9 protein-coding genes and 2 rRNA genes are annotated in these 11090 nt (G+C 72.0%); 1 reads left to right on the top strand and 10 read right to left on the bottom strand.

Features of this window, described 5'->3' with window-relative positions; all coding sequences use genetic code 11:
• Window positions 1–60 precede the first annotated feature (60 nt).
• Window positions 61–1398, top strand: a complete 1338-nt coding sequence (gene aroA / locus LY40_RS01245) for a 3-phosphoshikimate 1-carboxyvinyltransferase (protein WP_258935660.1) — start codon at window positions 61–63, stop codon at window positions 1396–1398.
• A 135-nt stretch (window positions 1399–1533) separates the two neighbouring features.
• Here the strand turns inward: aroA and LY40_RS01250 are convergent, their stop codons facing one another.
• From LY40_RS01250 to LY40_RS01295, 10 genes are all read right to left on the bottom strand, one after another.
• On the bottom strand, window positions 1534–2484 hold the full coding sequence (locus tag LY40_RS01250; RefSeq protein WP_258935661.1) for a copper transporter: 951 nt from the start codon (window positions 2482–2484) through the stop codon (window positions 1534–1536).
• Complete coding sequence (gene steA, locus LY40_RS01255) at window positions 2481–3665, bottom strand: putative cytokinetic ring protein SteA (RefSeq protein ID WP_183786550.1); 1185 nt, start codon at window positions 3663–3665, stop codon at window positions 2481–2483. The genes LY40_RS01250 and steA overlap by 4 nt, the downstream gene beginning before the upstream one ends.
• A gap of 193 nt (window positions 3666–3858) precedes the next feature.
• Window positions 3859–5814, bottom strand: coding sequence for a DNA repair protein RecN (gene recN / locus LY40_RS01260; RefSeq protein ID WP_258935675.1), 1956 nt, complete (start codon window positions 5812–5814; stop codon window positions 3859–3861).
• A 198-nt stretch (window positions 5815–6012) separates the two neighbouring features.
• Window positions 6013–6936, bottom strand: coding sequence for an NAD kinase (locus LY40_RS01265; protein WP_183786551.1), 924 nt, complete (start codon window positions 6934–6936; stop codon window positions 6013–6015).
• Between the two features lie 25 nt (window positions 6937–6961).
• Window positions 6962–7783, bottom strand: coding sequence for a TlyA family RNA methyltransferase (locus LY40_RS01270; protein ID WP_258935662.1), 822 nt, complete (start codon window positions 7781–7783; stop codon window positions 6962–6964).
• Window positions 7784–7840: 57 nt separating this feature from the next.
• Window positions 7841–8050 carry a hypothetical protein gene (locus LY40_RS01275; protein ID WP_308216714.1) on the bottom strand — a complete coding sequence of 70 codons (210 nt, stop codon included), beginning with the start codon at window positions 8048–8050 and terminating at the stop codon, window positions 7841–7843.
• 118 nt (window positions 8051–8168) lie between these two features.
• Complete coding sequence (locus tag LY40_RS01280) at window positions 8169–9179, bottom strand: HAD-IIA family hydrolase (protein WP_258935663.1); 1011 nt, start codon at window positions 9177–9179, stop codon at window positions 8169–8171.
• The gene (locus LY40_RS01285) at window positions 9172–9843 is read right to left on the bottom strand and encodes a tetratricopeptide repeat protein (RefSeq protein WP_258935664.1); all 672 of its coding nucleotides are present in this window, start codon (window positions 9841–9843) and stop codon (window positions 9172–9174) included. Before LY40_RS01285 ends, LY40_RS01280 begins: the two co-directional genes overlap by 8 nt.
• Window positions 9844–10753: 910 nt before the next feature.
• Window positions 10754–10870 (bottom strand): 5S ribosomal RNA (gene rrf / locus LY40_RS01290).
• A 103-nt stretch (window positions 10871–10973) separates the two neighbouring features.
• Window positions 10974–11090: ribosomal RNA gene (locus LY40_RS01295) — 23S ribosomal RNA — on the bottom strand; the annotation flags it as partial.

The raw sequence follows: 11090 nt of genomic DNA on the forward strand, positions 1-11090 counted from the left end.
GGATTCGTGCGCAGGCGCCTCACGCGCGCCGCATGCCGCCGCACATGCGACAGTGGCTCCGTGTCCACCGACGACCCCGAGTCCACCGGCCCTTCCTGGACCGCACCGACGGCGCCGCACGCGCCCGCCGCGGCGGACGACACCGCCCTCTACGCCACGGTGCGTGTACCCGGGTCGAAGTCCATCACCAACCGGGCGTACGTCCTCGCGGCCCTGTCGACCGCGAGGACGCTGGTGCGCGAACCGCTCGATTCGCGGGACGCCCGCCTGATGCTCGGTGCGCTGCGCGAGCTCGGCGCGTCGGCCGAGCACACCGCCGACGGGGTGCGTATCCGTCCGCTCACGTCCGGTAGCGGTGCGGCCGACGTGGCGCTGGGCAACGCGGGCACGGTGGCCCGGTTCACCCCTGCCCTCGCGGCGCTGGGCGAGCGGACCGTCCGGTTCGACGGTGACCCCGCGATTCGGCGCAGGCCACTGTCGCCGCTGCTGGGTGCACTGCGCGAGCTCGGGGCCGACATCGAGGACGGTTCCGGAGAGCCGGGTGCTCCCCCGTTCACCGTCCGCGGCCACGGCGGCCTGCCCGGTGGCGAGGTCGACCTGGACTCGTCGGCCTCCAGTCAGTTCCTGTCGGCCCTGCTGCTGGCCGCCCCCGCGTTCGACCGCGGGGTGACGGTACGTCTACTCGGCGAGGTGCCCAGCGAGCCGCACATCGCCATGACCCTCGACATGCTCCGTCGGTTCGGCGCGACCCCGGAGCGGCAGGGCCGCGAGGTGCACGTGCCGCCCGCCACGCTGACGCTCGCCGACTACACCGTCGAGCCGGACCTGTCGACGGCGGCGCCGTTCGTCGCGGCTCCTCTGGTGGCCGGCGGGACCGTGCGGATCGCGGGCTGGCCGCGAGAAACCACCCAGCCGGGTGACTGGCTGCGCAGCCTGGTCGCCGAACTCGGCGGTGAGGCCACGTTCGAGCGCGGCGCCGACGGCTCCGACCTGCTCCGCGTGACCGGCGACGGCCGGCTGGCCGGACGGCACCTGGACCTACACGAGGTCGGGGAGCTGACACCGGTGGTCGCGGCGATGTTGTGTTTCGCCGACGGCCCCTCGCGTATCTCGGGTGTGGCGCACCTGCGGGGCCACGAGACCGACCGGCTGGCCGCGCTCGCGACCGAGCTGACCGCCCTCGGCGGCGACGTCACCGAGACGGCGGACGGGCTTGTCATCAACCCGGCACCGCTGCACGCGGGCACGTTCCACACCTACGACGACCACCGGCTCGTCATGGCGGGTGCGGTCCTGGGCCTGCGCGTGCCCGGCGTCGAGGTGGAGAACCCCGCCACGGTCGGCAAGACGTTCCCCGGCTTCGTGGACGCGTGGCACGCGATGCTCGGCGGCGCCTGACGCACCACCGGAACGCGGCACCGGAACGGCACGGCGCGGCTCACCGGATCGGGTTCCGACCGGGGTTGCGCCTACGGCTCCGGACCGCGCGATGGGACCGCACGATGTCAGAGGGGACCGCACGATGTCGGGGCGTCAGCGGTTCTCCCGGTCCACCCCCGGTGCGGGAGCCTCGGCGTTGCCGGCCGTGCCGTAGCGGCCGGCGTCCCCCTCGAGCTGCTCGCGCAACGCCAGCACGGTGGCGATCCGGCCGGAATGCGAACCGACGTTGTCCACTGTGGTCAACACGGACGTCGTCGCCGTGTCCGCCCTGGCCACGCCCACGGCACCGCTGCCACCCGCGGAACCCTCTTTGCCGGCCAGCACGGCACCCGCACCGGAACGGTCGAGCTGGGCGGCGAACCGCGCCATCGTCGCGGCCTTGTTGCCCGCGCCCTCGCCCGTGGCCTCACCGCCGGTCAACACGATCGCCAGCTGAGCCGGTTTCACCGAATCCTCGCTCGGATTGACGAACCCGCTCTCGGTCAGCCCGGACAGCGCGGCCTGCCGTTCGTCACCGGACGCCTGTGGCTTCGCGTTCTTGCCGTCGAGCAACAGCACCGAGCCTGCGAGCGCCCCGGCGAGGGTGCCCGGGTCCCCCGCCGTCGGGAACTTCGCCCCCGACGGCTGCAACTGCGTGGCGATCTCACGGAGCTGGTCGGACTGGCCGGGATCGGTGAACGCTTCCGTCAGCTGCACCTCACCGGTGACCTCGGCACCTGCCTGCTCGACCCGCTCGGTCAGCGCGTCCCGGTCGGCCGAACGCGCGTCCGGCGTGGTGATGAACACGACCGACCGCTTGTCGAGCTGCCCGTCGACGACGCTGCCGCCGATCGACCCGGTGAACTCGTCCGCGTCCGCGAGCTGTGCCTCCAACGCGTTGCGCTGCGATTCGAGGTCACTGACCTTGGCCGCGAGCTCTCCACGCTCGTCCGAGAGCCCGGACAGCAGCGTCCCGTTCAGCGCGGTCGAACCGAGCACGACGCCGATCGCCAGTGCGAGGAACGCCGCGGCGATGGAAACGATGTGGTACCGCAGCGAGATCACGACAGCAGCCCCCTGACCCAGGACGCGAACGAATTCCAGGTGTCCCGCAGCCAGTCGGCGTACACGCTGCCGACGTCGGAGACGAGCAGCGCGGCTGCGACCACCGCCAGCGCGGCCAGCACCAGCAGTACGACGGCGCTCATCGACACGCGGTTGCGGTGCAACGTGGCGACTGCCTTGCCGTCGACGAGTTTCGTGCCGAGTTTGAGCCGTGTCAGGAACGTGGACGGGTTCGACCCGGACCGGCCGTGGTCGAGAAACTCCCGCAGCGTGGCCTGAAACCCGATCGTGACCACGAGGCCCGCCTCGTGGGTGTCCGCAAGCAGCAGGGCCAGGTCCTCCGAGTTGCCCGATGCCGGGAACGTCACCGCGCCGATTCCGAGATCCTGGATGCGTTCGACGCCCGGCGCGTAGCCGTCCGGCTGGGCCGGCACCACGACCTCGTGGCATTCCTTGAGTGTCTGCGCCCCGATACCGCTGGGATCGCCCACGACCACGTCCGGGGTGTACCCGAGTTCACGCAACGTGTCGGCGGCCGCATCCACGCCGATCAGCGCGGGCCGGTGCTCGTTGATGTACTTCTTCAGCGCCTTGAGGTCCTCGGCGTGCTCGTTGCCCGGCGCCACGACCAGCACGTGCCGGTCCTTCAGCTGCACACGCAACTCGGGCACGCCCACGCCGTCGAGGATCAGGGCGCGCTCCCGCCGGAGGAACTCGATCGTGTTGGCCGAGAACGCCTCCAGCTGGGTGGACATGCCGGCCTTGGCCTCGATCATCGCGTCGGCGACGCTCTCGGCCGTCTGCACCGTGCCGGACGCGACCGCCTCATCCCCCGAGTACAGCGTGCCTTCGTGGAGGCGAACCTTGCTGCCGTCCTTGATGCGCTGCACCACGTCGGCCCCGACGTTGTCGATCAGCGGGATGCCCGCTTCGACGAGGATCTCCGGGCCGAGGTTGGGAAAGCGCCCCGAAATGGACGGTGCCGCGTTCACGACCGCCGCCACCTCGGCCGCGACGAGTACATCCGCCGTGGCACGGTCGATGTCGACCTCGTCCATGACGACGACGTCCCCGGAGCCCACCCGCCGCAACAACTCCCGGGTGCGCCGGTCGACGCGTGCCACTCCGCTGGTGCCGGGCAGCGTTTCCTTGGCCCGGGTGAGCAAGCCGGAGAGTTTCATGGCTCGATACTGGCAAACGAACTCGCCGAAAACGGCGGCGACGCGCCGGGGAGGGCCGACGATCACCGTCATTCGCGCCAAGGATCACACCACCCGTGGCGGCCGGGAACGGGTCTCACCGTCGGCGGGCGCGCCGCAGCCGGCAGGTTCCGAAGCCACCCGCCGCCCTCGGCGGAGATCCACTTCGGACGGGTCACGTCCGGTCGCGAGCGCCCGACTTCTTTTCGGTCGCCGACTTTCCGGACGTCTTCTTTCCGCCGCTCGACGCGGCCGGTGAGGCCTTCCGCCGCGCCGTGGTGTCCGAACCAGCACCCTTCGCAGCGGCACCCTTCGCTCCGGCGGCCTTCGCACCGGCGCGGGACGTCGAACCGGGCGTGCCGGCGCCGCGCGGTGCGGGGTCCGATTTGTACGTGTCCGCGGTGGCGATGAGCTCCTCGGCGTGGGCGCGGCCGGCTTCGCTGTCGTCGAGGCCGGCCAGCATGCGCGCGAGCTCGTCCACGCGGTGTCCCGGGTCCAGCACGGTCACACCGCTGCGCGTGATGCCCTCGGCCGTACCCTTGTCCACCACGAGATGCCGGTCGGCGAAGGCCGCCACCTGCGGCAGGTGGGTCACCACGAGCACCTGGTGGGTGCGCGCCAACGTGGCGAGCCGCTTACCGATCTCCACCGCGGCACGACCCCCGACACCGGCGTCCACCTCGTCGAACACGAGCGTCTGCACCGGGTCCGCGTGGGCCAGCACGACCTCGATCGCCAGCATCACGCGCGACAACTCGCCGCCGGACGCGGCCTTGTGCACCGGCATCGGCTGCGCCCCGGAGTGGGCCTTCAGCACCAGCTCCACCTCGTCGACACCGTCGGTGGCGGCGTGCACGCGCTGGCCGGCCACGGTCAGGGCGTGCGGGTCGGCCTCGTCAGCGGTCTTGGCACCGACGACCAGTTCGACCTCGGCCTGCCCCATGGCCAGCCCCGCGAGCTCCGTGGTGATCCGGCTAGCGAGGTCGGCCGCGGCGGCGCGCCGGGCCGTGCTGACCGCCTCGGCGTGCGCCGCCAGCTGTCCGGCCAGCTCGTCCCGGCGGGCGGCGAGTTCGCCCAGGGCCTCGTCGGAGGTGTCCAGGCCCGCCAGCCGTTCGCGCGCGTCATCGGCCCACGCGAGGACGCCGTCGACGTCGGCCGCGTACTTGCGGGTCAGCTTCTTCAGGTCCGACTGCCTGGCCAGGATCTGCTCCAGCCGCGCCGGGTCGGCTTCGAGACCGTCGAGGTAGCCGGTGAGCTCGGCGCCGACGTCGGACAGCAGCGTGGCGGCCTCGGCCAGGCGTGGTTCCAGGTCCCGTAGCACCGTGTCGTCGGCCGCGGACAGCCTGCGCCGGGCCTCGGCGAGCAGCCCGAGCGCGCCGGGAACGTCCGGCTCGCCGTCGGTTGCGCCCGAGACGGCCGCCGACGCAGCGGACGCAGCCTCCCGCAGCTCGTCGACCGCGGACAGGCGTTTGACCTGCTCGGTCAGTTCGGTGTCCTCGCCGGGTTCCGGGGCGACCGATTCGATCTCGGCGAGGCCGTGCCGAAGCATGTCGGCCTGCTGCGCCAGTTCCCGCGACCGGGACGACCGCTCCTCGAGCTCGGTGATCACGTCGAGCCATTCACGCCGGATCCGCCGGTACTCGGCGAGCGGCGTCGTGACGGGGTCACCGGCGAACCGGTCGAGCACGGCGCGCTGCTGCGCCGCGCGCAGCAGTTTCAGCTGGTCGTTCTGCCCGTGGACGGCGATCAGCTGCTCGGCCAGATCGCCGAGCACTCCGACCGGTACGGACCGGCCGCCGAGGTGAGCCCGCGAGCGGCCGTCGGCGCCGACCGAGCGGAGCGCGATGACGCTGCCGTCCTCGTCCATGTCGGCACCCGCGTCGGTGACGATCGTCGGCGCACGGTCACCCGACGCGTCGATCCCCTCGAAGCGCCCTTCGACGGTCGCCTTGGCCGCTCCCGCGCGCACTTTCGACGCCTCCGAACGGCCACCCGACAACAGGTGCAGTCCGGTGACGACCATGGTCTTGCCCGCCCCGGTCTCACCGGTGACGACGGTGAGACCCGGGTGCAGTTCGAGCAGGGCGTCCTCGATCACTCCGAGGCCCTGGATTCGCATCTCGGCCAGCACGCGCACCACCGTATCGGCAGTCACCGACAACCGGGAGGATGCACGGGTGAGACATCGCGTACGCGGTCCGGTCGGACTCCTGTCGATACCGCTCCTCGGCCCGCGTCACGCAGCGGTTCCGTGCCACGACTCGCCCGCAGGAGGTCGGTACGCGACCCCGTGTCGTGCCTCCGTGGCACGGCTCGCCGAACCTCGCGGTCAGCTCGGGTCGCCGCGATCGTGCCGCTCGCGCCAGCTCTTCACCGGGAGCGAGAACTTGTGCACGAGACGGTCGGTGAACGGCCCGTCCCACAGGTGTGCCAGCCGGACGGGCACCGTGCCCGCCACGACTCGTACCTGCATGCCGGCGTCGAGTTCGATGTGACGCAGTCCGTCGCAGGTCAGCACCGCGGGCGAACCGTCGGGGTCGACGCTCACCGTGATGATCGACTCGCGCGAGACCACGAGCGGCCGCGAGAACATGGCGTGCGCGTTGCTGGGCACCACGAGCAACGCCTCGACGTCCGGCCACACCACCGGCCCGCCCGCCGAGAACGCGTACGCGGTCGAGCCGGTCGGCGTCGAGCACAGCACGCCGTCGCAGCCGAACGCCGACACCGGCCGCCCGTCGACCTCGATCAGCGCGTCGAGGATGCGTTCCCGGGTGGACTTCTCCACGCTCGCCTCGTTGAGCGCCCACGTCGCCGCCACGACCTCGTCGCCGCGGGTCACCGTGACGTCGATCGTCATCCGCTCTTCGATGCGGTAGGCACCCCGTACGACGCGTTCGACGGTGTCGGCCAGGGCGTGCGAATCGGCCTCGGTGAGGAATCCGACGCGGCCCAGGTTCACGCCCAGCACCGGGACCCCGGCGGGGCGTGCCAGTTCGGCCGCCCGCAACAGGGTGCCGTCACCGCCGAGCACGAGCACCAGTTCGGCCCCGTCTGCCGGGCGGTGATCCGGGTCGACCACGACACACGGCGTGTCCCCCGCTCGGCCGACGAGCTGACGCACCTCGTCGTCGACGACGCGCAGGCCGATCCCGGCGCCGGCCAGCCGCGCGGCGACCGCGCGCGCGGCGTCCTGGGTCGACTCGCGGTCCGGATGCACCACGAGCAGCACTTCGCGAGGCCCGAAACTCATTGCGGCCCCCTCACCGTCGTCTCCGTCACTGCGGCCCCTTCTCGACCGCGGTGCGCACCAGCTGTTCCGGATCGGGCCGTTCGGCACCGGCGTCCGGCCCGGCCTTGCGCAGCCAGGCGAAGAATTCGACGTTGCCGGAGGGCCCGGGCAGCGGGCTGGCCGTTACGCCGCGCGGATGCAGACCGTGCTCGGCCGCCGACGCCAGCACGTCCCGCACGGCCTCGGCGCGCAGCTCGGGGTCGCGTACGACACCACCGCTGCCCAGCCGCTGCTTCCCCACCTCGAACTGCGGTTTCACCATCGGCAGTAGGTCGGCGCCGTCGGCCGCGCACGCAGCGAGCGCGCCGAGAACGAGCTTGAGCGAGATGAACGACAGGTCCGCGACGACCAGGTCCACCTGACCGCCGATGTCGTCGGGGGTGAGACTGCGGACGTTGGTCTTGTCCAGCACCAGGACGCGTTCGTCGGTGCGGAGACGCCAGTCGAGGAGCCCGCGGCCGACGTCGGCGGCCACGACCTCGCGGGCGCCTTCCCGCAGCAGTACGTCGGTGAACCCGCCGGTCGACGCTCCCGCGTCCAGGCAGCGGGTACCCGCGACGGTCAGCCCGTCCGGGGTGAACGCCTCGAGCGCGCCGAGCAGTTTGTGCGCACCCCGCGACGCCCAGCCGGGATCGTCGTCGCTGCGGACCACGATGGGCGCGTCCGGCTCGACGCTCGTCGCCGCTTTGGTCGCCACCATGCCGCGGACGGTGACCTTGCCTTCGCCGATCAGCGCGCTGGCCTGGTCGCGGGATCGCGCGAGGCCGCGTCGCACCAGCTCGGCGTCGAGCCGTGCCCTACGCGGCATGGCCCGACCGCTTTCCCCGCCGGTACATCGGTGTGCCCGAGCCGCTGGCTGTCACGGTCACACCTTGTCGATGCTGGACAGAGCCACCGTGAGCTCGGTGTGCACGGCCTCGAACCGTTCGACGTGTTCGGCCACCGGAACCTGGTCGAGGTCGTCGAGAGCGGCGACGGCGTCGTCGATACCGGCCTTCGGGTCGGTGTCCTGGGCCGCTGCCGCATCGTGGTTCGGTGGCGTCTGCTGGCCGGCCTCCTGCGGCGGGCCGGGCACCGGGCTGTCGTCGTGCACGCCCCAACGCTATCCGATCCGGCGTGGGCGGCCGTTGCCGCCAGGACCTGCGCACGGCGCCGGGTCCGGCCACGGACGCGTCCGGCTGGGGACGGGTCGTTCAGCCGAGGCCGAGCTCGGCCAGGGCGGTCTCCGCCGCGGTGTCGCCCGCGCGCACCGCGGTCGTTCCGGTGCGCCACGCCGCGTCGCACAGGCCGCGCAGCAGCGCGACCGGTCCGGCGTGCTCTCCCGTTCCGGCCGTCGTGACCGTCAGGGCGTCGCCACCGGTGTCGACGTGCCAGGCCTCCTGCGGTCCGACCGCAACGAGCGCAGCGGGTTCGTCCAGTGCGGCGAGGTCGGCGGCGATGTATCGGGGTCGTTCGGTCGGCTCGGCCGTCACCAGGCCTGCCGGTGTCACCACGCCGGTCAGGACGGCGAGCGAGTCCATCCCCGCGGCGACGGCGCCGGCGATGTCGGTGTCGAGCCGGTCCCCGACGACGAGTGGGTGCGTGCTCTCGGCCGAGTCCGCGGCGAGGCGCAGCAGCGGCGTCTCCGGTTTGCCCGCCACGAGCGGAGCCTCCCCCGTGGCGGCCCGCAGCGCGGCGACCATGGCGCCGTTGCCGGGGAGCAGGCCCCGTTCCGCGGGCAGCGTCGTGTCCTCGTTGCACGCGACCCACACCGCGCCCGCCCTGATCGCCAGGCAGGCCTCGGCCAGCACGGGCCACGCCGTTTCGGGTGAATGTCCCTGCACGACACCGGCCACGTCGTCATCGGCGGTCCGCACGGGCTTCAGTCCGGCAGCGGCGACCTGGTCGGCGAGCGCCTCGGTGCCGACGACGAGCACCGTCGATCCGGACGGCAGCCGTTCGGCGAGCAGTCGCGCGCCTGCCTGTGCGCTCGTGCTCACCTCGTCATCGCCCGCGGGCACACCGACGTCCGCCAGGTGCGCCACCACGGCGTCCGGCGCTTTCGACGCGTTGTTCGTCACGAACCGGACCGGCGTGCCGCGGCCACGCGCCCGCGTGACCGCGTCGGCGGCTCCCGGTACGGGGTCGCCGCCACGATAGACCGTGCCGTCCAGGTCGAACAGCAACGCGTCGCAGGCGTCGAACAGCGTCGCGGCATCATTCATCCGCCAGCTCCGAGGCCCGCTCGGCGGCGTCGGTCTGCATGTCGTCGTCGACCTCGGCGGCCCGCAGGAACCATTGCACCGCCTCGGCAGTGCGTCCCGCCGCGGCGAGGTTGTCGGCGTAGGCGTAGAACAGCCGAACACTCCACGGCTGCGGGCGCTGCGGATCAAGGTCGCTGCCCTGCAGCGTGACCACCGCGGCATCGAGCTGGCCGAGGTCACGGCGTGCACCGGCCTCGACGATCTTCAGCTCGACGGCGGTCTCCTTCGGCAGGCCCGCGAGGTCGGTCTCCTTGGCGATGTCGATCGCCCGTTCCGGCCTGCCCATCGCTCGTTCGGAGTCGGCGATCACCGCAATGTGCGCGTCGGTGTGAGTCATGCGCCGTACCGCCCGGAGTTCCGAGAGCGCTTCGGACCAGTTGCCGGTGTGATAGGCGGCCAGCCCGAGCGCCTCCCGCGCGACGGGGAACCGCGAGGCGCGCTTCTTGGCATAGCGTGCGTGGGACAGCGCCGCATCCGGGTCCGTGTCGAGCAGCATGCCCGCAGCAACCAGGTGCCGGCCGATCCGCTCGGCGAAGTCCTTCGGCAACGCGCGGAGTTCCCGCTTCGCCTCCGCGTCGAGCATCGAGTATTCGGCCTCGTCGGGAAGGTCCGGCTCCCTCGGCACGTCACGCGGACCGCTACGCTCGGTTTTCCCGGCTTCGGGCTTGCCACCGGGGCGGGGTCCGCCGCGGTCGGGACGGCGATCGTCCCGACGCTTGTTGTCGCCGAACGTGCGGCCGTCACTCCGGTTGCGGTCGTCCCGTCCACGGTCGTCCCGGTTTCGCTGGTCGCGGGTTCGGTCATCGCGCTTCCGATCGTCCCGGAACGTCCGGTCTCCGCCGCCGGAGCGCCGCTCGCCGTACCCCGACCGCGAGTCGTCCCTCCGACGCGGGTCCCCGCCGGGCCTGCCCTTGCCGTCGCGGGGACCGCGATCGTCGCGCGGACCACCGCTGCGGCCACGGTCGTCCCGGCCAGCCTTCCGGTCCCCGAACTTCCGCTCGTCCCGACCACGCTCGCGATCGTCACGGGTGCGATCGTCCCGCGACCGGTCCCGGCGATCGTCGCGACCACCGGACTGGCGGCGCCGGTCGTCACGTTCGCCGCCCCGTCCGCGCTCGTCCGAACCTCGGCCGTAGCCACCCCCGCCACCGCGGCGGTCGTCACCACGCCGATCGTCGTTGCGGCCGCCTCGCCGGTCGTCGGACCCGCGTCCGTAACCGCCCCGGCCACCACGGGAGTCGTCACCGCGGCCGCCTGATCGGCCGCCGCCGGCACCACCTCGTGCGCCGTCGGGACGGCCTCGGCCCTGTTGTCCCGGCTGCCCGGGATTGCCCCGACCACGATTGCCGGAACTGCCGGCGCCGCCGGAACGCTCGGATCGGCCACGGTCGTCGCGGCCCGAACGGTCGCGCCCGCTCTTGTCGGACACGGGTCCTCCCACTGTTGAAGTTCTGGTTGAGCATACGGCTAGGGCCCGCCGGGCGCCCATCCCTGTCGGGATAGTCGCTTCCGGCGGGCCCTGCCACTGTAAGTAAGTTCGGCGGTGTCCTACTCTCCCACACCCCTTCGGATGCAGTACCATCGGCGCTGGCAGGCTTAGCTTCCGGGTTCGGAATGGGACCGGGCGTACCCCTACCGCTATCACCACCGAAACACTACGAAACAACACACTGACTGTTGTCTCCCCACACACAACCCACGTGTGTGGGGTGGTGTGGTGTTTCAGGATCGTAGAGTGGGTGCGTAGCAACCTTTGTAGGCAAGTCCTCGGCCGATTAGTACCAGTCCACTCAAACACACATTACTGCGCTTCCATGTCTGGCCTATCAACCCAATCATCTCTTGGGGGCCTTAACCCATCACGGGTGGGAG

The sequence above is a fragment of the Prauserella salsuginis genome (genome assembly GCF_024648885.1).
Lineage (GTDB): Bacteria > Actinomycetota > Actinomycetes > Mycobacteriales > Pseudonocardiaceae > Prauserella > Prauserella salsuginis.

Excerpts from the sequence above, each read along its gene's own strand:
- LY40_RS01280 (WP_258935663.1), bottom strand. The coding sequence starts at position 9,179 with ATGAATGATGCCGCGACGCTGTTCGACGCCTGCGACGCGTTGCTGTTC.
- LY40_RS01270 (WP_258935662.1), bottom strand. The coding sequence starts at position 7,783 with ATGCCGCGTAGGGCACGGCTCGACGCCGAGCTGGTGCGACGCGGCCTC.
- LY40_RS01265 (WP_183786551.1), bottom strand. The coding sequence starts at position 6,936 with ATGAGTTTCGGGCCTCGCGAAGTGCTGCTCGTGGTGCATCCGGACCGC.
- steA (WP_183786550.1), bottom strand. The coding sequence starts at position 3,665 with ATGAAACTCTCCGGCTTGCTCACCCGGGCCAAGGAAACGCTGCCCGGC.